Source organism: Pseudomonas putida NBRC 14164 (genome assembly GCF_000412675.1).
In the GTDB taxonomy this organism is placed as follows: Bacteria; Pseudomonadota; Gammaproteobacteria; order Pseudomonadales; family Pseudomonadaceae; genus Aquipseudomonas; species Aquipseudomonas putida.
In genome coordinates this window covers 4,653,140-4,677,592 of the sequence record NC_021505.1, presented here as the reverse complement: position 1 = coordinate 4,677,592, position 24,453 = coordinate 4,653,140, and the positions used below count along the sequence as shown (strand labels likewise).

Here is a 24,453-nt window from a genome sequence, read left to right as displayed (position 1 = left end):
CCATCCTGGGGGAGCGGGCAAGCCCGCGAAGAAGCCACCGCCGAAGGACCTGCCTAGATGACCTACACCCTCCAAGACCTGCTGCACCTCATGGCCCGTCTGCGCGACCCGCAGTACGGCTGCCCGTGGGACCTGAAGCAGAACTACGCGAGTATCGTTGCCCACACCATCGAGGAAGCCTACGAGGTCGCCGACACCATCGAGCGCGGCGACTTCGAGCACCTGCAGGGTGAGCTAGGCGACTTGCTGTTCCAGGTGGTCTACTACAGCCAACTGGCCCGGGAAGAGGGGCGTTTCGAGTTCGATGGCGTGGTGGACAGCATTACCCGCAAGCTGATTCGCCGCCATCCGCATGTATTCCCCACTGGCGAGCTCTATGCGCCGCTGGACACCCCCAGCCTGAACGAGGCCCAGGTCAAGTCACGCTGGGAAGAGATCAAGGCGCAGGAACGTGCCGAGAAAAGCACGCCCGAGCAATTGTCGCTGCTCGACGATGTACCGTCGGCCTTGCCGGCCCTGTCACGGGCAGCCAAACTGCAGAAACGTGCGGCCACGGTCGGTTTCGACTGGCCCGAAGCATTGCCGGTGCTGGACAAGGTGCGCGAAGAGCTGGATGAAGTACTGCAGGCCATGGCCGACGGTGATGCCGATGCGATCGAGGATGAGGTCGGCGACCTGTTGTTTGCCGCCGTCAACCTGGCTCGCCATCTCAAGCAAGACCCTGAAAATGCCCTGCGCCGTGCCAACCGCAAGTTCGAGCGACGTTTCCGTTTTATCGAGCAAGCATTGCGCGACAGTGGCCGCCCCATTGAAGATTGTAACCTTGACGAACTGGACGCCCTTTGGGGTGAAGCCAAACGTCAGGAAAAGAACCTGCCCAGCTGCGGCTGAGCTGTTGCATAAGTGAGTGAACATTCATGAGCCTTTCCCTTCGCGACCAATTGCTCAAAGCCGGTCTGGTCAACCAGAAACAGGTCTCGCAGACCAACAAAGCTGAAAAGAAACAGAAGCGCATGGAGCACAAAGGCCAGGTCGAAGTCGACGACAGCCAACAGCGCATCGCCAAGGAAGCCATGGCCGAAAAGGTCAAGCGCGACCAGGAACTGAACCGCCAGCAGCAGGAAAAGGCTGAGCAGAAAGCCCGTGCCGCACAGATCAAGCAGTTGATCGAAGCCACGCGCCTGCCCAAGCTGAACACCGAGGATTACTACAACTTCGTCGATGACAAGAAGGTCAAGCGCATTGCCGTCAACGCCCTGATGCGGACCCGGTTGAGTAACGGCGCACTGGCGGTCGTGGCCCATGCCGGCGGCTATGAGGTCATTCCCCGTGAGGCGGCGGTGAAGATCCAGGAGCGCGACCCCAACCGCATCCTGTTGCTCAACACCCATGTCGAGGAAGCGGACGAAGACGACCCGTACGCTGCCTACAAGATCCCGGACGACCTCATGTGGTAAACGCGAAAAACCCCGCCTTGGCGGGGTTTTTCATTTGAAGAGTGCTCACTGCGTGGTGCGCTGGCTTTCCAGGACTTCCAGCTCTGCGCGGTACTGGTGTGCTTCGTGTTCATTGTGGAACATGCCCACCAGTTGGCCTTGTTGGTGCACATCCCAGATCCGCACGCCAGCGGCCAGGCCTTCGTGGGACATTTTCGATTCGTCGCGTTCGGTTACTTGGACTGTCATCGGTAAACTCCACTTCTTCAGTTGGCTGCGACAGTGTGTCGCACACCTTCTTTATAGAGTTTGTTAGCAGGCTAAGTAAATAAAACAGCCATGAAACAAGTTTCATGTACGGCTCCCGGGCCTGGCTTTTAGCAGGAGCGGCCTTGTGTCGCGACAGGGCCGCAGAGCGGCCCCGGAAAGCATGAAAAAGCCCCGCACTGGGCGGGGCTTTGGGGGTAGCAGGCGGTGCTGGATCAGTTGCCTTTCACCGGCTTGCCATCGACCGTGCCATCCTGCAGCACGATCACGTACTCCTTGCCATCCGTCTCGACCTGGCGCAGTTGCACCAGCAGGTAGTCCCAATTTTTGGCGAACCACAGCTCGGTGATGCGCTTGCTCTGGCTCGGGTCGCGCACACGCTCGACCTTCACTGCATCAACCTGGCCGGTCTTGGTGGCGACCTTTTCAGTGCCCAGCACGCGGAAGTCGTAGGTGTCGATCTCGTCACCGTCAACGACCTGGTAGGTCATGCTTTTCTTGCCGGCGGCTACATCATGCTGCAGGGCCAGCTGGTAGGACGACTTGTCCAGCACGCCACGGTTCAGCGGCAGGCTGACTGCATCGCCACGGTCGCTGCCGGTGACCTTCTTGCCGGTCCAGTCGAAGTTCAAATCGACCTTCTTGGCTTTGCCCAGGCCGCCGCGCTCGAAGTGGTACTTCTGCGGCAGCAGGGTATCGTTTTCCAGGCGCAGGGTGCTTTGCTCGGTCAGGCTGGCGATCATCATGGAAGCCTTGAAGTTAAGGTCCCAGGTACCGTTGGCATTCTTGACCAGGCTGCGCTCGGCGGTGCCACTCATGGGCAGCTGCTTCCAGTCGGCGGTGTAGCTGGCCGAGAAAGGCTTGAGATCAGCTGCCTGGAGGGGCAGGGCAAGCACGGCGAGAGCCAAGAGCAGGGCGCGACGCATAAATTCTCCTAGGATCGAATCAAGTGACCGCTGGCCGCCAGCGGCTGGCCATCCAGTAATGCACCCTGTTCGCCAAGGCGCAAGCGCCCTTCAGCGAACCAGCGCACCGCCAGCGGGTAGATCAGGTGTTCCTGGTGGTGTACCCGCTGGGCCAGGCTTTCGACGGTGTCGTCAGACGCCACCGGTACCACAGCCTGTACGACCAGTGGGCCGCCATCGAGTTCCTCAGTCACGAAGTGTACGCTGCAGCCATGCTCGGCGTCGCCTGCCTCCAGCGCCCGGCGATGGGTATGCAGGCCCTTGTATCTGGGCAGCAGCGACGGGTGGATGTTGAGCAGGCGGCCCTGATAGTGGCGTACGAAGCCGCCACTGAGGATACGCATGAAACCGGCCAGCACCACCAGGTCCGGGGCAAAACCGTCGATGCGCGCAACCAGTGCGGCATCGAAGGCTTCACGGCCGTCGAACTGGGTGTGGTCGAGCACGACGGTGTCGATGCCGGCCGCCGCCGCACGTTGCAGGCCGTAGGCATCGGCGCGGTTGGAAACCACCGCACGGATGCGCACCGGGCTGTCCTGGCCTTGGCAGCTGTCGATCAGGGCTTGCAGGTTGCTGCCGGAACCCGACAGCAACACCACTACATTGCAGGTCTTGCTCGGCATCAGTGTGCCTTGAGGTTTTGCAGCTCGACCTGGGCGGCGCCTTCGGCGGCTTCGGCGATGTGGCCGATGACCCATGGCTGCTCACCGGCGGCGCGCAGTTCGTTCAGGGCAGCTTCGACCTGATCCTGGGCGACGCAGATGACCATGCCGACGCCGCAGTTCAGCACGCGGTGCATTTCATGCTCGTCGACGTTGCCTTTTTCCTGCAGGAAGTCGAATACCACCGGGCGCTGCCAGCTGGCGACGTCAACCACGGCCTGGGCGTTTTTCGGCAGTACGCGCGGGATGTTGTCCAGCAGGCCGCCACCGGTGATGTGGGCCATGGCCTTCACGGCACCGGTGTTCTTGATCAGCTGCAACAGCGGCTTGACGTAGATGCGGGTAGGCGCCATCAGCAGGTCGGTCAGCGGCTTGCCGTCCAGCTGGGTGTTCTCGATGTCGGTGGCGGACACTTCGAGGATCTTGCGGATCAGCGAGTAGCCGTTGGAGTGCGGGCCCGAGGACGGCAGGGCGATCAGCGCGTCGCCAGTGGCAACCTTGGAGCCGTCGATGATCTCGGCCTTTTCCACCACGCCGACGCAGAAGCCGGCCAGGTCGTAGTCTTCGCCTTCGTACATGCCAGGCATTTCGGCGGTTTCACCACCAACCAGCGAGCAACCGGCCAGTTCGCAACCGGCGCCAATGCCGGTGACGACGGTGGCAGCTACGTCAACGTTCAGTTTGCCGGTGGCGTAGTAGTCGAGGAAGAATAGCGGCTCGGCGCCGCACACCACCAGGTCGTTGACGCACATGGCGACCAGGTCCTGGCCGATGCTGTCGTGCTTGTTCAGGTTCAGCGCCAGGCGCAGCTTGGTGCCGACCCCGTCGGTGCCGGAGACCAGCACTGGCTGCTTGTAGCCGGCCGGGATCTCGCAGAGGGCGCCGAAGCCGCCCAGGCCACCCATGACTTCAGGGCGTGCAGTGCGCTTTGCCACGCCCTTGATGCGTTCGACCAGTGCTTCGCCGGCGTCGATGTCTACACCGGCGTCCTTGTAGCTCAGGGAGGGTTGCTTGCTCATTGATCCAGGCCTTTAGGAGGGAGGGATTCTTAAAAACGACCATGACGGCCAAGACCGGCGGGTAAGCGGCGGCTGCCTGAAACATCAGTGGTCTGTGAAGGCGCGCGATTTTATCAGGGTTGCCGGGCAGCGGCCATCCTCAGGCCGACGGGCAGGGCGGTAAATTGTTGAAAAAGGGCCGAGGGTGGTTGATGTGGTTGCATGTGTATAAGCTGCAAGTAGCGAGCTTCGTGCTCGACTGGACAGGAATCCTCCATGCGTTTTTTCAATATTCTGGCAGCCGGTTGCATGGCCCTGGTAGCGGCCACCGCTCAGGCTGAAAACGTCTCCGGCCTTTATCAGGTACGCGAGCCGGTCGCAGGGCAGGGCCCTGAAGCCCGGACCGCAGCTACCGCCAAAGCCCTCGACACGCTGGTGCTGCGCCTGACCGGCGACGCCAAGGCCGCGCAGAGCCCGGCGCTGGCCGAGCTGCGCAAGGACCCGCAGCAAATCATCAACCAGGTTGGCAGCGAAGCCGGCCCGCCCGAGTCGGTGCTGGTGGAGTTCGACCCCGGCAGTACCGAGCGTGCCCTGCGCAAGGCCGGCCTCGCGCTGTGGGGCAGCAATCGGCCTTCGATTCTCGGCTGGTGGCTGAATGACAGTGTCGACGGCAGCAGCCTGGTCGGTGACGGCCAGGCCAGCGCCCAGCCTCTGCGTCGTGCCGCCCAGCACCGTGGCTTGCCGCTGCGCCTGCCGCTGGCCGACCTGCAGGAGCAACTGGTGGCCAATGCCAAGCAGATCGAAGGCAGCGACCCGGCACCATTGCGTGAGGCCTCCGAGCGCTATGGCGCCGACGCCTTGCTGGCGGTACATGCCCAGGAAGCCGATGGCAAATGGCAGGGCAAGTGGCAACTGTGGCTGGGCGACCAGCGTGAGCAGGGTACTGCCGAAGGGGCCGACCCGGCAGCCTTGGCCGATGCGGTTATGCTGGCGGTAAGCAGCCGCCTGGCGCCGCGTTACGTCGCCCGACCGGGCGCCAGTAGCCAGATGCAGGTGCAGGTACAGGGGATGAGCCTGCAGCGCTATGCCGAGCTTGCCCGCGTACTTGAGCCCTACGGCCCGCGCCTGAAGATGGTTGAAGGCACCACCCTGACCTATGGCGTGACCGGCAACCGCGAGCAATTGCGTGCCCAGCTTGGCCTGGCCAAGTTGCAGGAGCTACCCGTCGAGCAGGCGCCTGCAGTGCCCGTTACGCCAGCCCCGGTCGCGAGTGCGACGGGTGAGCAACCCGCGCCGGCCTCGCCTGCGCCCAAGCCGTTCGACGGCCTGCGTTTTCGCTGGTAAAGGGAGCATACCTTGATCGATGTTCGTCGCTGGATCTGGCTGGGTGCAGCCCTGCTGATCGCTGTGCTGCTTTATAGCTTGCACAATATTCTTACACCGTTTCTGGTCGGCATCCTGCTGGCCTATCTGGCCGACCCGCTGGTTGACCGCCTGGAGCGCCTGGGGCTGTCGCGCACCTGGGGCGTGGTGGTGGTGTTCGGCTTGTTCACCTTGTTACTGATGGCCTTGCTGCTGGTGCTGGTGCCGATGCTGGCCAAGCAGCTGGTGCGCCTGTACGAGCTGGCGCCGCAGATGCTCGACTGGCTCGAACAGGTGGCGCTGCCATGGGTGCAGGGTCGTCTGGGCCTGGCCGATGGCTTCTGGAAGTTCGACAAGATCAAAGCCGCCATCGGCTCGCACATGGGGCAGACCACCGATATCGTGGGCATGCTGTTGTCCCATGCCACCGCCTCGAGCCTGGCGTTGATGGCCTGGTTGGCGAACATGGTGCTGATTCCTGTGGTGGGCTTCTATCTGCTGCGCGATTGGGACCTGATGATGGCCAAGCTGCGCGGCCTGCTACCGCGCCAGCGTGAGCCGCAGGTGATGGGCCTGGCTGGCGAATGCCATGAGGTACTGGGGGCATTCGTGCGCGGGCAACTCATGGTGATGGTGGCCTTGGGTATCATCTATTCGGCCGGGCTCATGCTGGTGGGGCTCGAACTGGGTCTGCTGATCGGCATGCTCGCGGGCCTTGCGGCCATCGTGCCGTACATGGGCTTTATCATTGGTATTGGTGCCGCGCTGGTGGCTGGCCTGTTCCAGTTCGGCGGCGACCTGTACCCCATGCTGGGCATCGTCGCGGTATTCATGGTCGGGCAGGCGCTGGAAGGCATGGTGCTGACCCCGCTACTGGTGGGCGATCGCATCGGTCTGCACCCGGTTGCGGTGATCTTTGCCATTCTTGCCGGTGGTGAGCTGTTCGGCTTTACCGGGGTGCTCCTGGCCCTGCCGGTTGCGGCGGTGATCATGGTGCTGCTGCGGCATATGCATGACTTGTACAAAGAATCGGACATGTATGCCGGGGATATTGACCCGGAGCTGTAACGTACAGGCTTGTGCTCAATCTGTGGGAGCGAGCATGCCCGCGAAGAATGTGACACGGTGAATGGCACCGGCTTTGTCGGTGTTCGCGGGTACGCCCGCTCCCACACGGATCGATGTCAGCCCTAAAATAGCGCAACTTGTTGATTTTGCTTGCGCTATCTATTGCCGTGATTGTGCGCCTCGCGCTGCGGGTATAGACTTTGCAGATTGTTCACCAAAGGCCCCCTGCGGTCCTGCTGACCGCCCGCGAGCATGAAACCACCGATCCAGTTGCCCCTGGGTGTGCGCCTGCGCGATGACGCCACCTTCATCAACTACTATCCGGGCGCCAATGCTGCGGCATTGGGTTACGTCGAGCGGCTATGCGAAGCCGACGCCGGCTGGACCGAGAGCCTTATCTACCTGTGGGGCAAGCAGGGTGTTGGCCGTAGCCATCTGCTGCAGGCCGCCACCCATCGTTTCCAGCAACGTGGTGAGCCCGCCGTCTACCTGCCGTTGGCGCAATTGCTCGACCGTGGCGTAGAGGTGCTCGACTACCTGGCCCAGTACGAACTGGTCTGCATCGACGACCTGCATGTGATTGCAGGCAAGGCAGACTGGGAAGAGGCCATGTTCCACCTGTTCAACCGCCTGCGCGACAGCGGCCGGCGCTTGCTGCTGGCCGCCTCGGCATCGCCACGGGAGCTGCCGATCAAGCTCCCCGACCTGAAGTCGCGCCTGACCCTGGCCCTGGTGTTCCAGATGCGTGGCCTGTCCGACGAAGACAAGCTGCGCGCCCTGCAATTGCGTGCTTCGCGCCGCGGCCTGCACCTTACCGACGAAGTCGGCCACTTCATCCTCACCCGCGGTGCGCGCAGCATGAGCGCGCTGTTCGACCTGCTCGAACGCCTCGACCAGGCCTCGCTCCAGGCACAACGCAAGCTCACCATCCCTTTCCTCAAGGAAACCCTCGGCTGGTAACCCCCTGAAAACGCTGGGCCAGAGCGGCAAAACAGAAAAGTCACATCTTTTTCGATAAAATTTGCAAATGGCCATGATAGAGGGCATAGTTTCCCCCTCTAAAGGATTACAGACACGGTCGTGCCCATGCTAAAGCGCTTCGCACCCCTCGTGCCACTCGCACTCGTGACCCTGCTGTTTGGCTGCGCGGCCCAAGGCCCAGCTTCTCAGGTTCAGGATCACACCCCGGTCGCCGCACAATCGGTGATCAAGGCCAAGGCCTCGTCCTCGTCGGTATTCGGCGAACCGGAAGAGCTGGCCACTGAAGATGACCTGGAGGCTTTCTCCAGCAACAGCAAGCCTTACCAGCTGCCAGTGCTGGCGGACAGCATTCTCGAGCGCGGCATGTCGTTGATCGGTACCCGCTACCGCTTCGGTGGTACCTCGGAAAAGTCTGGTTTCGATTGCAGTGGTTTCATCGGCTATCTGTTCCGCGAAGAGGCGGGCATGACCCTGCCGCGCTCCACGCGTGAAATGATCAACGTCGATGCCCCGAAAGTGGCACGCAACAAGCTCAAGCCAGGTGACCTGCTGTTCTTCAGCACCAATGGTCGCGGCCGCGTAAGCCATGCCGGCATCTACCTGGGTGACAACCAGTTCATCCATTCCAGCAGCCGCCGCAGCGGTGGCGTGCGCATCGACAGCCTCGGTGATCGCTACTGGAGCAAGACCTTCATCGAAGCCAAGCGTGCCTTGGCCATGGCGCCGACCAACATCGCGCGCAACTGATGGCAAAATGATATATCCTGCCGCGGCGGCGATGCTTTGAAAAAAGCTCGCCGCCGTGCGCATTTATAGAAAGCGTCTAATCTAAATTCTCAACTCTTTTCGGCTGCTGCGCAGCGGTCTCAGACAGGATGTTCTGGCCATGATAAAGATGGCGCGCTTCGCATTTCTCTCCTTGGCGGCATTGCTTGCTGCCTGCTCCAGCCGTGCGCCTGCGCCGGCCCCTGTGGTTCAGCCGCAGGTTAGCTATAGCCAGCCGAGCCCTTCGCCGATTGCCGATGACGTGCTGATCCGCGCCATTGGCCTGGTGGGTACGCCTTATCGCTGGGGTGGCAACACCCCGGACTCCGGCTTCGATTGCAGTGGTTTGATCAAATATGTCTATCGTGATGCGGCGGGCATCAGCTTGCCGCGTTCCACGCGGGAGATGATCGTCATGCGTGCGCCGACGGTGGATGCCAAGGCGCTGCAATCCGGTGATCTGGTGTTCTTTGCCACCAGTGGCGGCTCGCAGGTCAGCCATGCAGGCATTTATGTAGGGGAAGGGCGTTTCGTGCATGCGCCCTCAACGGGCGGGACGGTGCGATTGGACTACCTGTCCAACAGCTACTGGGCCAAGGCCTATCTGCAAGCCAAGCGTGTGATTCCGCCAGGGCATCTGGCACAGAACCCCTGATTCTCAATGCCTGAAGCGGCGGCCCCGTTCAGCGGGGCCGGTACAGGCCGTCGGGTTCAAGGTGCTTTGCTCACCCTCCAGATGACATTGCCCACATCGTCGGCCACTAGAATCCCGCCTTTCCCGTCGTTGATGACTCCCACTGGTCGCCCCATCGCCTTGCCATCGCTGTCGAGAAACCCGGTGAGCAGGTCGATGGGGTGGCCTGCAGGTTTGCCTGCACGGTCGAAGGGTACGAACAACACCTTGTAGCCACTGTGTGGTTTACGGTTCCACGACCCGTGCTGGCCAACCAAAGCGCCCTGTTCGAAAGGCGGCGGTAACATGCCAGGTTTGACAAATGCCAGCCCCAGGGATGCGGTATGCGGGCCCACCGCGTAGTCGGGCGCTAGCGCTTGCGCCACCTTCTGCGGGGCCTGCGGGTGTACCCGATGGTCTACGTGCTGCCCGTAGTAACTGTATGGCCAGCCATAGAAGCCGCCGTCTTTCACTGAGGTGATGTAGTCCGGCACCAGGTCGCTGCCGATTTCGTCACGTTCGTTGACTGCTGTCCACAAGGCGTTGCTGTGCGGCTCCCAGGCCAGTCCGTTGGGGTTGCGCAGGCCCGTGGCGAACAGCCGGTGCTTGCCGTTTGCCGGGTCCACTTCCCAGATCGCGGCGCGGCCTTGCTCTTTTTCCATGCCGTTTTCCCCGACGTTGCTGTTCGAGCCAACCGTCACATAGAGCTTCTTGCCGTCGGGGCTTGCGATCACGTTCTTGGTCCAGTGATGGTTCAGCGGCCCGCCTGGCAGCTCGGTCACCGGGTGGCCCTTGTCGGTCACCTGCATGGCGCCCGGTTCATAGTGAAAGCGCAGCAGCCTGTCGGTGTCGGCCACGTACAAGTCCTTGCCTACCAATGTCATGCCGAAGGGGGAGTTGAGCCCTTCGATGAAAGGGCTGCGGATTTCTGCCACGCCATCGTGGTCGGCATCGCGCAGCAGGGTGATGCGGTTGGCGCTGGGTACGGTCGCGCCGGCGCGTTTCATCGCCTTGCCCATGGCCCAGCCGCGGATGCCCTTGCCATCTTCGGGCTTGGGTGGGGCGTTGGTTTCGGCCACCAGCACATCGCCGTTGGGCAGCAAGTAGAGCCAGCGCGGGTGGTCGAGGCCGCTGGCGAAGGCTTCGACTTGCGTGCCTGGTGCTGCGGTCGGCTTGTTGCCTTTTGGCCAGCCGACGGCGGGGGCGATGTTTACGGTGGGGATCAGTGTCTTGACGGGGGCGGGGAGGCTAGGGGTTGGCCCGCTGCCCTCGTTTACGCTCAAAAGGGCTGTTTCGCCGCAGCCTGCCAGGCTGGCTGCGATTAACCAAGGCATCAGGCATTTCATGTGCGGCGTCCTCTCAAGAAGCCTGTTGAATTGAGAGGCCGGCCGTGTCCGCCAGGTTCCCCACCGTTTGCTCTGGCTCTGGCTCTTGCTGTTGCTGTTGCTGTTGCTGTTGCTGTTGCTCTTGCTTCGGCTTTTGCTTCTAAGCGCGCGGTAGTTCAAGCGACGCAGATTGCGACTTCAGGAGGCCGAGCGCAGGGCTTGCGAAGGGAGGTGACGGGCATGGATGCCCGTCAAGCGCTGGGCCCCAGGATGGGGCCTGCAGCGCGGTCCTCCCGGGAGCAAGCCCGGAGCGAGGGGACCCCGGAGCGAAGCGTAGGGGCCGGATGATGGGAGCGGACGGCTTTGGTTACTTTGGCCAAGACCAAAGTAACCCGCCGGAAGGGCGGAAAGGTGACTTGGCGCCACCTCCGCGAACGAATGTCTACACTGTGTTAAGGCCCACATCGCACGAAGCGAAAAGCGGATATGACTGTTTTGGTGCAGCGAACAGTCCGTTTGCGATGCCGACGCTGACTCACCTTTTCGCCCTTACGGCGAGTCACTTTTTGTCAAACGCGACAAAAAGTAACCAAAAAACGCTGCGCTCCGATCATCCGGCCCCTGCGCTGCGCTCCGGGGTTCCCTCACTCCGGCCTCGCTCCCGGGAGGACCGCGCTGCAGGCCCCATCCTGGGGCCCAGCGCTTGACGGGCATCCATGCCCGTCACCTCCCTTCGCAAGGCCTGCGTTCGGCCTCCTGAAGTCGCGAAGATCAAAAGCAAGATCAAAAGCAAGATCAAGAGCCAGATCAAAAGCAGGATCAAGAGCAGGATCAAGAGCAGGATCAACAGCCAGATCAACAGCCGGAGCAAGATCAAGCGCATACGTCGCGGCAACACCCGCTTCGATTGACGCTCAGGGTGCAACCCTCTAACCTTCGCGCGTGTTTCAGGTGCCCTGCCAGCCCCCACTGGGCAGGGTGAAACTGGGAAGCCGGTGGGCGCCAGCATGGCGCGATTCCGGCGCTGCCCCCGCAACGGTAGGTGAGTAGAAGGCCGCGCAGGGCCACTGGATGCCAGCATCCGGGAAGGCGCGCAGGCCTGGGCCAAGGCCCGCTCACAAGCCCGGAGACCGGCCTGGAACTGCCAACGGCATCACGGAGGGTGATGCGCGGTGCACCGTGGCGCCCTGCCATGGCCCCTGCGCGTTCTCCGTCTGCCTGCCTATTACCTGTCGCCACGCCTTGCCGTGGTGCCAGCCTGCGGAGAACCCTTGATGAGCGAACCCACCGAACGCGACGAACGCCACCTGGCGCGCATGCAGCGCAAGAAGGCGGTCATCGATGAACGCATCGCCAATTCCCCCAACGAATGCGGCCTGCTGCTGGTGCTGACCGGCAATGGCAAGGGCAAGAGCAGCTCGGCCTTCGGCATGCTCGCGCGCGCCCTGGGCCATGGCATGCAGTGCGGTGTGGTGCAGTTCATCAAGGGCCGCAACAGCACCGGTGAAGAGCTGTTTTTCCGCCGCTTCCCCGAGCAGGTACGCTACCACGTGATGGGCGAAGGCTTTACCTGGGAAACCCAGGACCGCCAGCGTGACATCGCCGCTGCCGAAGCCGCCTGGGCGGTGTCGCGCCAGTTGCTGCAGGACCCAAGTGTGCAATTCGTGGTGCTGGATGAGCTGAATATCGCCCTCAAGCACGGCTACCTCGACCTGGACCAGGTACTGTCCGACATCCAGTCCCGTCCGCCCATGCAGCACGTGATCGTCACTGGCCGCGCTGCAAAGCCGGAGATGATCGAACTGGCTGATACCGTGACCGAGATGGGTATGCTCAAGCACGCCTTCCAGGCCGGTATCCGCGCACAGAAGGGCGTCGAACTGTGAGTCAATCGCGCCACTGCCCCGCCGTGTTGATTGCGGCACCGGCCTCTGGCCAGGGCAAGACCACTGTCACTGCTGCCCTGGCCCGCCTGCACCGCAACCTCGGGCGCAAGGTGCGGGTGTTCAAGTGTGGGCCCGATTTTCTGGACCCGATGATTCTCGAGCGGGCCAGTGGCGCGCCGGTGTACCAGCTGGATTTATGGATGATCGGTGCCGAGGAAAGCCGCCGCCTGCTGTGGGAAGCGGCCGGCGAGGCCGACCTGATCTTGATCGAAGGGGTGATGGGGCTGTTTGATGGCACCCCGTCCAGCGCCGACCTGGCGCGCCACTTCGGCGTGCCGGTGCTGGCGGTGATCGACGGCACGGCCATGGCCCAGACCTTCGGCGCCCTGGCCCTGGGCCTGGCGCGTTACCAGGCCGACCTGCCGTTCGCCGGCGTACTGGCCAACCGGGTGGGCAGCCTGCGCCACGCGCAACTGCTCGAAGGCAGCCTGACCGAAGGGCTGCGCTGGTATGGCGGCTTGTCCCGCGAGCGTGGCATCGAGCTGCCCAGCCGCCACCTCGGGCTGGTGCAGGCCAGCGAGCTGAACGACCTGGATGCCCGCCTGGACGCCGCAGCCGAGGCGCTCGGCGCCAGCTGCGACGCAACCTTGCCACCGCCGGTGACTTTTGCCGAGCCCGAACCGCAAGCGTGTGCTGCCTCGCTGGCTGGCGTGCGCATTGGTGTGGCGCGGGACGAGGCGTTCGCCTTCATCTATGGCGCCAACCTGGAACTGCTGCGCAATCTGGGTGCACAGCTGGAATTCTTCTCGCCGCTGCATGACCGTGAACTGCCGGTTGTGGACAGCCTGTACCTTCCGGGTGGTTATCCCGAGCTGCATCACCACGCCCTGGCCGCCAATGCGCCGATGAGCGAGGCAATTCGTGCCCATCATGCCCAGGGCAAGCCGTTGCTGGCTGAATGTGGAGGCATGCTATACCTGCTCGATGCCCTGACTGACGTAGCCGGTGAGCGTGCCGAACTGCTCGGCCTGCTGCCCGGCGAGGCGACCATGCAGAAGCGCCTGGCGGCCTTGGCCTTGCAGGCGGTGGAGCTGCCGGAAGGTACCCTGCGCGGTCACACCTATCACCACTCGCTGACCAGCACGGCGCTGGACCCGATTGCCCGGGGCCTCAGCCCCAACGGTGGGCGTGGCAACGAAGCGGTGTATCGCTTGGGCCGGTTGACAGCCTCCTACGTGCACTTCTACTTCCCCTCCAACCCCGATGCGGCGGCGGCGCTGTTGCGACCATGAGCGAACACGCTTACAGCGACGCCGAACGCGCCGCGATCTATCGCGCCATCGGCGAGCGCCGTGACATGCGCCATTTCGCCGGTGGCCAGGTGGCGCCGGAGCTGCTTGGCCGCCTGCTGGCGGCCGCGCACCAGGCACCCAGCGTCGGCCTGATGCAGCCCTGGCGGTTCATCCGCATTACCCAGCGTGACTTGCGCACCCGCATCCAGGCCCTGGTGGAGGCGGAGCGGCTGCGCACCGCCGAAGCATTGGGCGAGCGGTCGGATGACTTCATGAAGCTGAAAGTAGAAGGCATCAACGACTGTGCCGAGTTGCTGGTAGCGGCCTTGATGGACAACCGCGAGCCGCACATCTTCGGCCGTCGCACGCTCCCGGAGATGGACCTGGCCTCGCTGGCCTGCGCCATCCAGAACCTGTGGCTGGCGGCCCGTGGCGAAGGGCTGGGCATGGGCTGGGTGTCGCTGTTTGATCCCCTGGCGCTGGCGGCACTGCTGGGCATGCCTGATGGAGCCAAGCCGGTGGCGGTGTTGTGCCTGGGGCCAGTGACCGAATTTTACCCGGCCCCCATGCTGGTGCTGGAAAACTGGGCCGAAGAACGGCCTTTGAGCGAGCTGCTGTACGAAAACCAATGGGGAGAGCGCCAATGAGCGTGGCCTTGCTGACCATGGCCGGGGTGGCCCTGGATGCCTTGCTGGGCGAACCGCAGCGGCGCCACCCGCTGGTGGCCTTCGGCAATATGGCCGGTAACCTGGAGCGCCGTCTGAATGCAGGTGGCCGCGGCTGGCGTAGCCACGGCGTCAGTGCGTGGTTTCTGGCAGTGGTGCCGCTCACCCTGGTGGCGCTGATCCTGTCCTGGCTGCCCTATATTGGCTGGCTGGTGGATGTGCTGGCGCTGTACTGCGCCCTGGGCCTGCGCAGCTTGGGTGAACATGTGCTGCCGGTGGCCAACGCCTTGCGCCAGGGCGACCTGGAAGAAGCGCGGCGCCGCGTCGGCTACCTGGTCAGCCGCGAAACCCGCGAGCTGGACGAGCCCGCCGTGGCCCGGGCGGCCACCGAGTCGGTGCTGGAAAACGGCAGTGACGCAGTGTTCGCCGCGCTGTTCTGGTTTGTGGTGGCCGGTGCGCCGGGCGTGGTGTTGTACCGCCTGAGCAACACACTGGACGCCATGTGGGGGTATCGCAACGAGCGCTTCGAGCGCTTCGGCTGGTGCGCGGCGCGCATTGATGACGTGCTCAACTATATTCCCGCAAGGCTTGTGGCGCTCACCTACGCACTGCTGGGCAAGACCCGCCTGGCTCTGGCCTGCTGGCGCAAGCAGGGCCCGTTGTGGGACAGCCCCAACGCCGGGCCTGTGATGGCCGCCGGTGCTGGTGCGCTGGGGGTAGAGCTGGGCGGCCCGGCGGTTTACCACGGCGAACTGCATGAGCGGCCACGCCTGGGTGAAGGGCCGATGGCTGACGCCGATGCCATCGAGCGTGGCTGGAGCCTGGTGCAGCGCGGCGTGTGGCTGTGGCTGTTGTTGATCTGCCTGGGGGCTTACGTCAATGCTTGAACACGGTGGCCGCCTGCTGCGTGCGGTGCAGCATTACGGTATCCCTCGCGAGCAGTGGCTGGACCTGTCCAGTGGCATCGCACCCTGGCCATTCCCGATTCCGCCGATACCCACTGATGCCTGGGCCCGCCTGCCAGAGACCGAGGACGGCCTGGAAGAGGCTGCCCGTGCGTATTACGGCGCCCGCCAGTTGCTGCCGGTGGCGGGCTCCCAGGCGGCGATCCAGGCGTTGCCGCTGCTGCGTGCGGCTGGCCGGGTAGGGGTGTTGACGCCGTGTTATGCCGAACACCCGTACGCCTGGCAACGGGCGGGGCATCAACTGGTTGAGCTGGATGAGGCGCAGGTCGAGGCAGCACTCGACAGCCTCGATGTACTGGTGCTGGTTAACCCCAACAACCCGACCGGGCGGCGGGTGCCGCGTGAGCGCCTGCTGGGCTGGCATGCCCGCCTGGCTGCCCGTGGTGGCTGGCTGTTGGTCGATGAGGCGTTCATGGACAACACCCCGGCGGATGGCGTGGTCGATTGCGCCGAGCGCCCGGGGCTGATCGTGCTGCGCTCGTTCGGCAAGTTCTTTGGCCTGGCCGGGGTGCGCCTGGGCTTCGTCGCCGCCGAGCGCAGCCTGTTGCTGCGCCTGGCCGAGCTGCTTGGCCCGTGGACGGTCAACGGGCCAACCCGGGTGCTGGCCCAGGCCAGCCTGGCCGACAAGCCTGTCCAGCGCATGCAGATAGAACGTTGCGCTGCCGCCAGCGAGCGCTTGGCCACATTGCTGTCCAGTAACGGCCTTGCGCCCAGCGGTGGCTGTGACCTGTTCCAGTACGTGCGCAGTGAGCGCGCCGTGCAGTTGCATGACTTTCTCGCCCGCCGCGGCATCCTGGTGCGCTTGTTCGAACACCCACCGGCCGTGCGCCTGGGGCTGCCCGAATGCGCGGCGGACGAACAGCGCCTGGCCCAGGCCCTGGCGGACTATCAAAAGGAATCGGCATGACCACCCTCATGGTGCAAGGCACCACCTCCGACGCCGGCAAGAGCACGCTGGTAACTGCCCTGTGCCGCTGGCTGTTGCGCCAGGGCGTTGGCGTGGTGCCGTTCAAACCACAGAACATGGCGCTGAACAGCGCGGTGACTGCCGACGGCGGCGAAATTGGCCGCGCCCAGGCGGTGCAAGCGCAGGCGTGCCGGCTGGCACCCCACACCGACATGAACCCCGTGTTGCTCAAACCCAACAGCGATACCGGCGCCCAGGTCATCATCCACGGCCGTGCGGTCACCAGCATGAACGCGGTCGCTTACCATGATTACAAGGCCATCGCCATGCAGGCGGTGCTGGCTTCGCACCAGCGCCTGAGTGCCGCCTGGCCGGTGGTCATGGTCGAAGGCGCGGGGTCGCCGGCGGAGATCAACCTGCGTGCTGGCGACATCGCCAACATGGGGTTTGCCGAAGCGGTGGACTGCCCGGTGATCCTGGTCGCCGACATCAACCGCGGCGGTGTGTTCGCGCACCTGGTGGGCACGCTGGAGTTGCTGTCGCCCAGTGAGCAGGCGCGGGTCAAAGGCTTTGTCATCAACCGCTTCCGTGGTGATATCGCCTTGTTGCAGCCGGGGCTCGACTGGCTGGAGCAACGCACCGGCAAGCCAGTGCTGGGGGTGCTGCCTTACGTCACTGACCTGCACCTGGAAGCCGAAGACGGCATCGATGTGCGCCAAGGCGCCAAGACCGAGCGCGTGCTCAAGGTGATCGTCCCGGTACTGCCGCGCATCAGCAACCACACCGACTTCGACCCGTTGCGGCTGCACCCGCAGGTCGACCTGCAGTTCATTGGCCCGGGCCAGCCGATCCCGGCTGCCGACCTGATCATCCTGCCGGGTTCCAAGAGCGTGCGCGGTGACCTGGCGCAGTTGCGCGAGCGCGGTTGGGACAAGGCCATCGAGCGGCACCTGCGCTACGGTGGCAAGCTGATCGGGATCTGCGGTGGCCTGCAAATGCTTGGCCGCGACGTGCATGACCCGCTGGGTCTCGAAGGGGCTGCAGGTTCAAGCCCGGGGCTGGGCCTGCTCGATTACGCCACGGTGCTGGAAGCCGAGAAGCAACTGCGCAACGTTGCCGGCACGCTGAACCTTGAAGCAGCACCGGTTGGCGGCTATGAAATTCACGCTGGCGTCACCACCGGCCCTGCCTTGGAGCAGCCCGCCGTGCAGTTGGCCGATGGCCGCTGTGATGGCGCTGTCAGTGCCGATGGCCAGATCCTCGCCACCTACCTGCACGGCCTGTTCGAGGGCAGCCAGTCGTGTGCTGCGCTGCTGCGCTGGGCTGGCCTGGAGGATGTGCAGAGCATCGATTACGAAGCCCTGCGCGAACGCGACATCGAGCGCCTGGCCGACCTGGTGGAAAAGCACCTGGACACCGCTCACCTGCGCCAACTGTGCGGGGTGGCCTGACATGCGCAGCCTGATCCTCGGTGGCGCCCGCTCCGGCAAGAGCCGCCTGGCCGAACAGCTGGCCAGCGCCAGCGGCCTGCCAGTGACCTACATCGCTACCAGCCAGCCGCTGGACGGTGAAATGAACGAACGCGTGTCGCTGCATCGCCAGCGCCGTCCGGCAGACTGGGGGCTGATCGAAGAGCCGCTGGCCCTGGCGGCAGTACTGCGCGCCGAAGCGGCCGAAGGGCGCTGCCTGCTGGTTGACTGCCTGACGTTGTGGTTGACCAACCTGCTGATGCTCGAAGACCACCAGCGCCTGGCCGAAGAGCGTGATGCCTTGCTGGCCTGCCTGGAACAATTGCCTGGCACCGTCATTCTGGTCAGCAACGAAACCGGCCTGGGCGTCGTGCCCATGGGCGAGCTGACCCGACGCTATGTCGACCTGGCTGGCTGGCTGCACCAGGCCGTGGCCGAGCGCTGTCAGCGCGTGGTGCTGACCGTGGCCGGCCTGCCCTTAATGCTCAAAGGAGCTGCACTATGACTCAAGCTTGGTGGCGCGACGCCTGCCAATCCCTCGACAACGCCGCCATGGACCAGGCCCGCTCCCGTCAGCAACAGCTGACCAAACCTGCCGGTTCACTCGGCCAGCTGGAGGGCCTGGCCATCCAGCTGGCGGGCCTGCAAGGGCGTGAACGGCCAACCCTGGACCAGGCTGCCATCAGCATTTTTGCCGGTGACCACGGTGTGGTCGAAGAGGGTATCTCGGCCTATCCGCAGGCGGTCACCGGGCAGATGCTGCGCAACTTCGTCGGCGGTGGTGCGGCGATCAGCGTGTTGGCCCGCCAGCTGGAGGCCAGCCTTGAGGTGGTCGATCTGGGTACCATCGACCCTCATCTGGAACTGCCTGGCGTACGCCACCTGCGCCTGGGGGCCGGTACGGCCAACTTCGCCCGTCAGCCAGCGATGACCGAGGGGCAGTTGCACGCTGCCTTGCAGGCCGGCCGCGACAGCGCCTTGCGTGCCGCCGAACAGGGCGCGCAGCTGTTCATCGGCGGCGAGATGGGTATTGGCAACACCACGGCCGCCGCTGCGTTGGCCAGCGTCCTGCTAGGCTGCCCGCCTGCTGAACTGAGCGGCCCGGGCACCGGCCTGGACGACGCTGGCGTGCGGCACAAGGCCGAGGTCATCGAGCGGGCGCTGAGTCTGCATGGCCTGCAGGCCGCAGATCCATTGCAGGCACTGGGTTGTGTCGGCGGTTTCGAGATCGCGGCCCTGGCCGGGGCCTATATCGGCTGCGCGCAGGCTGGCATCGCCGTGCTGGTGGACGGCTTCATTTGTAGTGTTGCCGCCCTGGTGGCGGTGCGCCTCAACCCGCAGTGCCGGGCGTGGTTGCTGTTTGCCCATCAGGGCGCAGAGCCTGGGCACAAGGCTTTGCTGGATGCGTTGCAGGCCGAACCGCTATTGGCATTGGGCCTGCGCCTGGGCGAGGGCAGTGGTGCTGCGTTGGCCGTGCCATTGTTGCGCCTGGCCTGTGCGCTGCACGGGCAGATGGCGACCTTTGCCGAGGCCGCCGTGGCGGACCGCCCGGCATGATCCTCGACCTGCTGCGCCACGGTGAAACGGAGCAGGGCGGGCTGCGTGGCAGCCTGGACGATGCGCTCACCGATAAGGGCTGGGCGCAGATGCGCAGCGCCGTGGCCGAAGCCGGCCCGTGGCAAGTGCTGGTCAGTTCGCCGCTGCAGCGTTGTGCGCGTTTTGCCGAAGAACTGGGTGGGCGGCTTGATTTGCCTGTGCAACGTGAACCAGGTTTGCAAGAGCTGCATTTTGGTGACTGGGAAGGCCGTAGCGCGGCGCAGATCATGGAAGACCAGGCGGATGCGCTGGGGCGCTTCTGGGCGGACCCGTACGCCTACACCCCGCCCAATGGCGAACCGGTGCAGGCATTCGCCGAGCGCGTGCTGGACGCTGTCGAGCGTTTGAGCCGCCAGCATGCAGGTAAGCGGGTGCTGCTGGTCACCCATGGCGGGGTGATGCGGTTGTTGCTGGCCCGGGCGCGAGGCTTGCCCAAGGAGCAGTTACTCCAGGTTGAAGTCAGGCATGGGGCGCTGGTGCGGTTGGTGATGGGTGGCGACGGTCAACTGGCCGAGGAACACTGAGATGCTGCCGTTCTGGATTGCCTTGCAGTTCCTCAGCAGCTTGCCCGTGAGCCTGCCGGGCATGCCGGAGCCGCGTGAGCTGGGGCGTTCGCTGCTGTTCTATCCGCTGGTCGGGGTGTTGTTCGGGCTGCTGCTGTGGCTGGCCAGCCTTCTGCTGCAGGGTACGCCAGTGCCGTTGCATGCGGCTTTGCTGCTGACGGTGTGGGTATTGCTCAGTGGCGCCCTGCACCTGGATGGCTTGGCCGACAGCGCCGATGCCTGGTTGGGTGGTTTCGGCGACCGTGAGCGCACCCTGCAGATCATGAAAGACCCGCGTAGCGGGCCGATTGCCGTGGTCACCCTGGTGCTGGTGCTGTTGCTGAAGTTCTGCGCCTTGTGGGTGCTGGTGGAGCAGGGGATCGGGGCGCAATTGCTGCTGGCTCCCTTGATTGGGCGCGCGGCGATGTTGGGCCTGTTCCTCTGTACCCCTTATGTGCGGCCTGGCGGGTTGGGCCAGGCGTTGGCCGAGCACTTGCCCCGGCGTGCAGCCGGGTGGGTGCTGCTGGGCAGTGGGCTGTTCTGCCTGGTCTTGGGCGGCTGGGTGGTAGTGCTGGCGCTGGCCATGTTTGCCTGGCTGCGGCACCTCATTTGCCGACGTCTGGGTGGCACTACCGGGGATACAGCGGGTGCGCTGCTTGAACTGCTCGAACTGGGCGTCGTGCTTGGGTTGGCGCTCGGCCTGTGATAACGCTCAAAATCTGAAAGCATGTACGCGCTTTATTGGAGCGACTGTCTTGTGCTGCCTGCCCTGGCCCCATCGCCGGCAAGCCAGCTCCCACAGGGATGGCGTATTGCTTGAAGCCGAGGCGGTCAATGCGGGAGCGGCTTTAGCGCCGCGAACACCGGCAACACCGGTGCCATGAACCGCGCAGCTTCCTTGCGGCTGGTAACCTTCAATTGTGAAACCTCTTGCAACACTCATGATGCGGGTATATACACGTATCCATGCTGACCAGTGAATGCATCTGTACCCATCTGCGTCGTGCCGCCCGCGGGGTGAGCCGGCATTACGACGAGGCCCTTGCCGGCTTCGGGGTCAATGTTGCGCAGTTTTCCCTGCTAAGGCACCTGCAGCGGCTTGATCGCCCCAGTATCACTACCTTGGCCGAGGCCATGGGCCTGGAGCGCAGTACCCTGGGCCGTAACGTGCGGGTGCTGGAGGCTGAAGGGCTGGTGGCCCTGGCTGATGGCGACGACCAGCGCAACCGCGTGGTGCTGCTGACCGAGGCCGGAACGCAGCTGCTGCGTGCTGCCCACCCGGCCTGGGAACAAGCCCAGATCGAGCTGGTGGAGCGGTTGGGCGCAGGGCAGCGGGATGAACTGGTGCGTTTGCTGGACCAACTGGCTTGAATTGATACGACTATAAGCGGGTATATACCCGCAAAAACCTTGCGATGTGCTGGAGATAACGACAATGACTTCGGTGTGGCGAACCAGCGGGTGGGTATTGGTAGGGGCGGCTTTGATTCTGGCGCTGTCTTTGGGTGTGCGGCACGGCTTTGGTCTGTTTCTGGCGCCGATGAGCGCCGATTTTGGCTGGGGCCGTGGGGTGTTCGCCTTTGCCATTGCCTTGCAAAACCTGATCTGGGGGCTGGCGCAACCGTTCGCCGGTGCCTTGGCCGACCGTATGGGGGCGGCGCGGGTGGTGATCATCGGCGGGATTCTTTACGCCGCCGGTTTGATCCTCATGGGCATGGCTGATTCTGCCTGGTCGTTGTCGCTCAGTGCCGGTTTGCTGATCGGCATCGGCCTGTCCGGCACATCGTTCTCGGTCATCCTCGGCGTGGTCGGGCGTGCGGTGCCGGCAGAGAAGCGCAGCATGGCCATGGGCATTGCCAGCGCCGCCGGTTCGTTTGGCCAGTTCGCCATGCTGCCGGGCACCCTTGGCCTGATCCAGTGGCTGGGGTGGTCCGCAGCGTTGCTGGTGCTGGGCCTGATGGTGGCGTTGATCGTGCCCTTCGTTGGCCTGCTGCGTGACCGCCCGCTGCCCAGCCATGGCGCCGAACAGACCTTGGGCCAGGCGCTGCGCGAGGCGTGCTCGCATTCCGGCTTCTGGTTGCTGGCGCTGGGTTTCTTCGTGTGTGGTTTCCAGGTGGTGTTCATTGGCGTGCATCTGCCGGCCTACCTGGTTGACCAGCACCTGGCCGCGACCACCGGTACTACGGTGCTGGCGCTGGTCGGCCTGTTCAATATCGTGGGTACGTTCACGGCTGGCTGGCTGGGTGGTCGCATGTCCAAGCCGCGCCTGCTGACCGGGCTGTACCTGCTGCGTGCGGTGGTGATCGTGTTGTTCCTCTGGGCGCCGGTGAGTGCGTTCAGTGCCTACCTGTTCGGCATCGCCATGGGCCTGTTGTGGTTGTCCACGGTGCCGTTGACCAATGGCACCGTGGCTACATTGTTCGGGGTGCGTAACCTGTCCATGCTCGGCGGTATCGTCTTCCTGTTCCACCAGCTGGGCGCCTTCCTCGGTGGCTGGTTGGGCGGGGTGGTCTATGACCGTACCGGCAGCTACGACCTGGTCTGGCAGATTTCCATCCTGCTCAGTCTGTTGGCCGCTGCCCTTAACTGGCCCGTGCGCGAGCGGCCGGTTGCGCGCCTGCAGGCACAGGCCGCATGAACCGCTACCTGGCCCGCGGGTTGCTGGCCTTAGGCGCGCTGGTGCTGCTGGCGCTGGTGTGGTGGGGATGGCACAAGGGTGGGATGGCATTGATGCAACTGGGCATGAGTGTTTGTTAGGCGCTACCCTGCAAGCTCAAGGGTTGTCTAGCAGGAGAAACGAATCATGCGTGCTCATTGGTTGACAGTGCCGTTGTTGGCCGTGCTTGCCAGCACTTCGAGCTGGGCTGCCGATTGCCCGGCGTTATTGCAGGGCAGCCTGCCGGAGTTGCGTGGCAAGGGGCAGGTCGACCTGTGCCAGCGCTTTGCCGGCAAGCCTTTGGTGGTGGTCAACACGGCCAGCTATTGTGGGTTTGCACCGCAGTTCGAGGGGCTTGAGGCGACGTACAAGGAGTATCACGAGCAAGGCCTGGAAATGCTTGGTGTGCCGTCCAATGACTTCAAGCAGGAAGATGCCGACAGCGAGAAGACTGCCAACGTTTGCTATGCCAACTATGGCGTAACCTTCACCATGACCAAGACGCAGGCCGTGCGGGGCAAGGATGCGATACCGCTGTTTGCTGAGTTGGCCAGCCAGAGCAGTGCGCCGAAGTGGAATTTCTACAAGTATGTTGTCGATCGCAAGGGCAAGGTGATCGGTGACTTCTCCAGCCTCACCAAACCGGATGATCCGGAATTCCGCGCAGCCATCGAGAAGGCCATCGCTTCGCAGCAGTAATCGGGCTGATCTTGATCTTGTCTTGATCTTGATCTTGCTTTGGCTTCTAAGCGCGCGGAAGTTCAGGCGACGCAGATTGCGACTTCAGGAGGCCGAGCGCAGGGCTTGCGAAGGGAGGTGACGGGCATGGATGCCCGTCAAGCGCTGGGCCCCAGGATGGGGCCTGCAGCGCGGTCCTCCCGGGAGCAAGCCCGGAGCGAGGGGACCCCGGAGCGCAGCGTAGGGGCCGGATGATGGGAGCGGACGGTTTTTGGTTCCTTTTTGCCACGACAAAAAGGGACCCGCCGTAAGGGCGGAAAGGTGACTACGCGCCACCTTTGAAATGAATGTTGACCTCATTGTTGATGCCCACACCTTCAAGCGAAAAGCGAAACAGTGGTGGTTTTTAGCTCGCGCAAAGGCCATTTGCGATGGCGACGCTGACTCACCTTTTCGCCCTTACGGCGAGTCACTTTTTGTCAAACGCGACAAAAAGTAACCAAAAAACGCTGCGCTCCGATCATCCGGCCCCTGCGCTGCGCTCCGGGGTTCCCTCACTCCGGCCTCGCTCCCGGGAGGACCGCGCTGCAGGCCCCATCCTGGGGCCCAGCGCTTGACGGGCATCCATGCCCGTCACCTCCCTTCGCAAGGCCTGCATTCGGCCTCCTGAAGTCGCGAAGATCAAAAGCAAGATCAAGGTCAAGATCACGATCAAGATCAACGGCCTCATTGCTCTTGCTCTTGCTCTTGCTCTTGCTCTTGCTCTTGCTCTTGCTCTTGCTCTTGCTCTTGCTTCGGCTTTTGCTTCTAAGCGCGCGGTAGTCCAGGCGACGCAGATTGCGACTTCAGGAGGCCGAGCGCAGGGCTTGCGGAGGGAGGTGACGGGCATGGATGCCCGTCAAGCGCTGGGCCCCAGGATGGGGCCTGCAGCGCGGTCCTCCCGGGAGCAAGCCCGGAGCGAGGGGACCCCGGAGCGCAGCGTAGGGGCCGGATGATGGGAGCGGACGGTTTTTGGTTCCTTTTTGCCACGACAAAAAGGGACCCGCCGTAAGGGCGGAAAGGTGACTACGCGCCACCTTTGAAATGAATGTTGACCTCATTGTTGATGCCCACGCCTTCAAGCGAAAAGCGAAACAGTGGTGGTTTTTAGCTCGCGCAAAGGCCATTTGCGATGGCGACGCTGACTCACCTTTTCGCCCTTACGGCGAGTCACTTTTTGTCAAACGCGACAAAAAGTAACCAAAAAACGCTGCGCTCCGATCATCCGGCCCCTGCGCTGCGCTCCGGGGTTCCCT

The 24,453-nt window shown here is 63.8% G+C and carries 27 protein-coding genes and 1 riboswitch; of the genes, 22 read left to right on the top strand and 5 right to left on the bottom strand.

The features are described 5' to 3' along the window. Positions 1-57: 57 nt before the first annotated feature. Positions 58-891 (top strand): nucleoside triphosphate pyrophosphohydrolase, encoded by an 834-nt coding sequence (gene mazG / locus PP4_RS20725; protein WP_016501112.1) that lies wholly within the window; start codon positions 58-60, stop codon positions 889-891. A 26-nt stretch (positions 892-917) separates the two neighbouring features. Further along, a complete protein-coding gene (locus tag PP4_RS20720) occupies positions 918-1,457 on the top strand; it encodes a DUF2058 domain-containing protein (RefSeq protein ID WP_016501111.1) in 540 nt (179 codons plus the stop codon). Between the two features lie 45 nt (positions 1,458-1,502). On the opposite strand, the gene PP4_RS20715 is transcribed toward PP4_RS20720, so the two are convergent. The 4 genes from PP4_RS20715 to purM form a co-directional block, all read right to left on the bottom strand. Continuing rightward, the gene (locus PP4_RS20715; protein ID WP_016501110.1) at positions 1,503-1,685 is read right to left on the bottom strand and encodes a hypothetical protein; all 183 of its coding nucleotides are present in this window, start codon (positions 1,683-1,685) and stop codon (positions 1,503-1,505) included. 233 nt (positions 1,686-1,918) lie between these two features. Beyond that, positions 1,919-2,629: a DUF3108 domain-containing protein gene (locus PP4_RS20710; RefSeq protein ID WP_016501109.1), complete on the bottom strand. Its 711-nt coding sequence runs from the start codon at positions 2,627-2,629 to the stop codon at positions 1,919-1,921. Between the two features lie 8 nt (positions 2,630-2,637). Further along, entirely contained in the window at positions 2,638-3,291 is a 654-nt protein-coding gene (purN, locus tag PP4_RS20705) for a phosphoribosylglycinamide formyltransferase (RefSeq protein WP_016501108.1), read from the bottom strand. Further along, positions 3,291-4,349 (bottom strand): phosphoribosylformylglycinamidine cyclo-ligase, encoded by a 1,059-nt coding sequence (purM, locus tag PP4_RS20700; protein ID WP_016485267.1) that lies wholly within the window; start codon positions 4,347-4,349, stop codon positions 3,291-3,293. The genes purN and purM overlap by 1 nt, the downstream gene beginning before the upstream one ends. A gap of 255 nt (positions 4,350-4,604) precedes the next feature. Here purM and PP4_RS20695 point away from each other — a divergent pair, with 255 nt between their 5' ends. The 5 genes from PP4_RS20695 (at position 4,605) to PP4_RS20675 (ending at position 9,159) form a co-directional block, all read left to right on the top strand. Then, positions 4,605-5,672, top strand: a complete 1,068-nt coding sequence (locus PP4_RS20695; protein ID WP_016501107.1) for a DUF2066 domain-containing protein — start codon at positions 4,605-4,607, stop codon at positions 5,670-5,672. 12 nt (positions 5,673-5,684) lie between these two features. Then, positions 5,685-6,758 (top strand): AI-2E family transporter, encoded by a 1,074-nt coding sequence (locus PP4_RS20690; RefSeq protein ID WP_016501106.1) that lies wholly within the window; start codon positions 5,685-5,687, stop codon positions 6,756-6,758. 252 nt (positions 6,759-7,010) lie between these two features. Next, positions 7,011-7,718 (top strand): DnaA regulatory inactivator Hda, encoded by a 708-nt coding sequence (gene hda / locus PP4_RS20685; RefSeq protein WP_016485270.1) that lies wholly within the window; start codon positions 7,011-7,013, stop codon positions 7,716-7,718. A 126-nt stretch (positions 7,719-7,844) separates the two neighbouring features. After that, positions 7,845-8,486 (top strand): C40 family peptidase, encoded by a 642-nt coding sequence (locus PP4_RS20680; RefSeq protein WP_041167847.1) that lies wholly within the window; start codon positions 7,845-7,847, stop codon positions 8,484-8,486. A 139-nt stretch (positions 8,487-8,625) separates the two neighbouring features. Next, on the top strand, positions 8,626-9,159 hold the full coding sequence (locus PP4_RS20675) for a C40 family peptidase (protein ID WP_016501104.1): 534 nt from the start codon (positions 8,626-8,628) through the stop codon (positions 9,157-9,159). A 56-nt stretch (positions 9,160-9,215) separates the two neighbouring features. On the opposite strand, the gene PP4_RS20670 is transcribed toward PP4_RS20675, so the two are convergent. Continuing rightward, positions 9,216-10,523: a PQQ-dependent sugar dehydrogenase gene (locus tag PP4_RS20670; protein ID WP_016501103.1), complete on the bottom strand. Its 1,308-nt coding sequence runs from the start codon at positions 10,521-10,523 to the stop codon at positions 9,216-9,218. A gap of 695 nt (positions 10,524-11,218) precedes the next feature. On the opposite strand from PP4_RS20670, the gene PP4_RS29045 reads away from it, so the two are divergent. The 15 genes from PP4_RS29045 (at position 11,219) to PP4_RS20600 (ending at position 23,179) form a co-directional block, all read left to right on the top strand. Then, positions 11,219-11,413: a hypothetical protein gene (locus PP4_RS29045; protein WP_041167846.1), complete on the top strand. Its 195-nt coding sequence runs from the start codon at positions 11,219-11,221 to the stop codon at positions 11,411-11,413. A 21-nt stretch (positions 11,414-11,434) separates the two neighbouring features. Further along, positions 11,435-11,655: riboswitch (cobalamin riboswitch) on the top strand. A 121-nt stretch (positions 11,656-11,776) separates the two neighbouring features. Continuing rightward, positions 11,777-12,388: a cob(I)yrinic acid a,c-diamide adenosyltransferase gene (gene cobO / locus PP4_RS20660; protein WP_041167845.1), complete on the top strand. Its 612-nt coding sequence runs from the start codon at positions 11,777-11,779 to the stop codon at positions 12,386-12,388. Beyond that, positions 12,385-13,680 carry a cobyrinate a,c-diamide synthase gene (locus PP4_RS20655; RefSeq protein WP_016501101.1) on the top strand — a complete coding sequence of 432 codons (1,296 nt, stop codon included), beginning with the start codon at positions 12,385-12,387 and terminating at the stop codon, positions 13,678-13,680. Before cobO ends, PP4_RS20655 begins: the two co-directional genes overlap by 4 nt. Next, positions 13,677-14,327: a 5,6-dimethylbenzimidazole synthase gene (bluB, locus tag PP4_RS20650; protein WP_016501100.1), complete on the top strand. Its 651-nt coding sequence runs from the start codon at positions 13,677-13,679 to the stop codon at positions 14,325-14,327. The genes PP4_RS20655 and bluB overlap by 4 nt, the downstream gene beginning before the upstream one ends. Continuing rightward, positions 14,324-15,232: an adenosylcobinamide-phosphate synthase CbiB gene (gene cbiB / locus PP4_RS20645; protein ID WP_016501099.1), complete on the top strand. Its 909-nt coding sequence runs from the start codon at positions 14,324-14,326 to the stop codon at positions 15,230-15,232. The genes bluB and cbiB overlap by 4 nt, the downstream gene beginning before the upstream one ends. Next, a complete protein-coding gene (gene cobD / locus PP4_RS20640; protein ID WP_016501098.1) occupies positions 15,225-16,217 on the top strand; it encodes a threonine-phosphate decarboxylase CobD in 993 nt (330 codons plus the stop codon). Before cbiB ends, cobD begins: the two co-directional genes overlap by 8 nt. Continuing rightward, complete coding sequence (locus tag PP4_RS20635) at positions 16,214-17,668, top strand: cobyric acid synthase (RefSeq protein WP_016501097.1); 1,455 nt, start codon at positions 16,214-16,216, stop codon at positions 17,666-17,668. Before cobD ends, PP4_RS20635 begins: the two co-directional genes overlap by 4 nt. A gap of 1 nt (position 17,669) precedes the next feature. Next, the gene (gene cobU, locus PP4_RS20630; RefSeq protein WP_016501096.1) at positions 17,670-18,191 is read left to right on the top strand and encodes a bifunctional adenosylcobinamide kinase/adenosylcobinamide-phosphate guanylyltransferase; all 522 of its coding nucleotides are present in this window, start codon (positions 17,670-17,672) and stop codon (positions 18,189-18,191) included. Beyond that, on the top strand, positions 18,188-19,243 hold the full coding sequence (cobT, locus tag PP4_RS20625) for a nicotinate-nucleotide--dimethylbenzimidazole phosphoribosyltransferase (RefSeq protein ID WP_016501095.1): 1,056 nt from the start codon (positions 18,188-18,190) through the stop codon (positions 19,241-19,243). Before cobU ends, cobT begins: the two co-directional genes overlap by 4 nt. Beyond that, positions 19,240-19,806 (top strand): alpha-ribazole phosphatase family protein, encoded by a 567-nt coding sequence (cobC, locus tag PP4_RS20620; protein WP_016501094.1) that lies wholly within the window; start codon positions 19,240-19,242, stop codon positions 19,804-19,806. The genes cobT and cobC overlap by 4 nt, the downstream gene beginning before the upstream one ends. A gap of 1 nt (position 19,807) precedes the next feature. Further along, positions 19,808-20,530, top strand: a complete 723-nt coding sequence (locus PP4_RS20615) for an adenosylcobinamide-GDP ribazoletransferase (protein WP_016501093.1) — start codon at positions 19,808-19,810, stop codon at positions 20,528-20,530. 260 nt (positions 20,531-20,790) lie between these two features. After that, on the top strand, positions 20,791-21,195 hold the full coding sequence (locus tag PP4_RS20610; RefSeq protein WP_016501092.1) for a MarR family winged helix-turn-helix transcriptional regulator: 405 nt from the start codon (positions 20,791-20,793) through the stop codon (positions 21,193-21,195). Between the two features lie 64 nt (positions 21,196-21,259). Continuing rightward, positions 21,260-22,462 (top strand): MFS transporter, encoded by a 1,203-nt coding sequence (locus tag PP4_RS20605; protein WP_016501091.1) that lies wholly within the window; start codon positions 21,260-21,262, stop codon positions 22,460-22,462. After that, complete coding sequence (locus PP4_RS29695; RefSeq protein ID WP_016501090.1) at positions 22,459-22,581, top strand: hypothetical protein; 123 nt, start codon at positions 22,459-22,461, stop codon at positions 22,579-22,581. The genes PP4_RS20605 and PP4_RS29695 overlap by 4 nt, the downstream gene beginning before the upstream one ends. A 46-nt stretch (positions 22,582-22,627) precedes the next feature. Beyond that, on the top strand, positions 22,628-23,179 hold the full coding sequence (locus PP4_RS20600) for a glutathione peroxidase (RefSeq protein ID WP_016501089.1): 552 nt from the start codon (positions 22,628-22,630) through the stop codon (positions 23,177-23,179). Positions 23,180-24,453 lie beyond the last annotated feature (1,274 nt).

What these genes read in the sequence shown, in the direction of transcription:
- mazG (WP_016501112.1), top strand. Translation starts at nt 58, where the DNA reads ATGACCTACACCCTCCAAGACCTGCTGCACCTCATGGCCCGTCTGCGC.
- PP4_RS20720 (WP_016501111.1), top strand. Translation starts at nt 918, where the DNA reads ATGAGCCTTTCCCTTCGCGACCAATTGCTCAAAGCCGGTCTGGTCAAC.
- PP4_RS20715 (WP_016501110.1), bottom strand. Translation starts at nt 1,685, where the DNA reads ATGACAGTCCAAGTAACCGAACGCGACGAATCGAAAATGTCCCACGAA.
- PP4_RS20710 (WP_016501109.1), bottom strand. Translation starts at nt 2,629, where the DNA reads ATGCGTCGCGCCCTGCTCTTGGCTCTCGCCGTGCTTGCCCTGCCCCTC.
- purN (WP_016501108.1), bottom strand. Translation starts at nt 3,291, where the DNA reads ATGCCGAGCAAGACCTGCAATGTAGTGGTGTTGCTGTCGGGTTCCGGC.
- purM (WP_016485267.1), bottom strand. Translation starts at nt 4,349, where the DNA reads ATGAGCAAGCAACCCTCCCTGAGCTACAAGGACGCCGGTGTAGACATC.
- PP4_RS20695 (WP_016501107.1), top strand. Translation starts at nt 4,605, where the DNA reads ATGCGTTTTTTCAATATTCTGGCAGCCGGTTGCATGGCCCTGGTAGCG.
- hda (WP_016485270.1), top strand. Translation starts at nt 7,011, where the DNA reads ATGAAACCACCGATCCAGTTGCCCCTGGGTGTGCGCCTGCGCGATGAC.
- PP4_RS20680 (WP_041167847.1), top strand. Translation starts at nt 7,845, where the DNA reads ATGCTAAAGCGCTTCGCACCCCTCGTGCCACTCGCACTCGTGACCCTG.
- PP4_RS20675 (WP_016501104.1), top strand. Translation starts at nt 8,626, where the DNA reads ATGATAAAGATGGCGCGCTTCGCATTTCTCTCCTTGGCGGCATTGCTT.
- PP4_RS20670 (WP_016501103.1), bottom strand. Translation starts at nt 10,523, where the DNA reads ATGAAATGCCTGATGCCTTGGTTAATCGCAGCCAGCCTGGCAGGCTGC.
- PP4_RS29045 (WP_041167846.1), top strand. Translation starts at nt 11,219, where the DNA reads ATGCCCGTCACCTCCCTTCGCAAGGCCTGCGTTCGGCCTCCTGAAGTC.
- cobO (WP_041167845.1), top strand. Translation starts at nt 11,777, where the DNA reads ATGAGCGAACCCACCGAACGCGACGAACGCCACCTGGCGCGCATGCAG.
- bluB (WP_016501100.1), top strand. Translation starts at nt 13,677, where the DNA reads ATGAGCGAACACGCTTACAGCGACGCCGAACGCGCCGCGATCTATCGC.
- cbiB (WP_016501099.1), top strand. Translation starts at nt 14,324, where the DNA reads ATGAGCGTGGCCTTGCTGACCATGGCCGGGGTGGCCCTGGATGCCTTG.
- cobD (WP_016501098.1), top strand. Translation starts at nt 15,225, where the DNA reads ATGCTTGAACACGGTGGCCGCCTGCTGCGTGCGGTGCAGCATTACGGT.
- PP4_RS20635 (WP_016501097.1), top strand. Translation starts at nt 16,214, where the DNA reads ATGACCACCCTCATGGTGCAAGGCACCACCTCCGACGCCGGCAAGAGC.
- cobU (WP_016501096.1), top strand. Translation starts at nt 17,670, where the DNA reads ATGCGCAGCCTGATCCTCGGTGGCGCCCGCTCCGGCAAGAGCCGCCTG.
- cobT (WP_016501095.1), top strand. Translation starts at nt 18,188, where the DNA reads ATGACTCAAGCTTGGTGGCGCGACGCCTGCCAATCCCTCGACAACGCC.
- cobC (WP_016501094.1), top strand. Translation starts at nt 19,240, where the DNA reads ATGATCCTCGACCTGCTGCGCCACGGTGAAACGGAGCAGGGCGGGCTG.
- PP4_RS20615 (WP_016501093.1), top strand. Translation starts at nt 19,808, where the DNA reads ATGCTGCCGTTCTGGATTGCCTTGCAGTTCCTCAGCAGCTTGCCCGTG.
- PP4_RS20610 (WP_016501092.1), top strand. Translation starts at nt 20,791, where the DNA reads ATGCTGACCAGTGAATGCATCTGTACCCATCTGCGTCGTGCCGCCCGC.
- PP4_RS20605 (WP_016501091.1), top strand. Translation starts at nt 21,260, where the DNA reads ATGACTTCGGTGTGGCGAACCAGCGGGTGGGTATTGGTAGGGGCGGCT.
- PP4_RS29695 (WP_016501090.1), top strand. Translation starts at nt 22,459, where the DNA reads ATGAACCGCTACCTGGCCCGCGGGTTGCTGGCCTTAGGCGCGCTGGTG.
- PP4_RS20600 (WP_016501089.1), top strand. Translation starts at nt 22,628, where the DNA reads ATGCGTGCTCATTGGTTGACAGTGCCGTTGTTGGCCGTGCTTGCCAGC.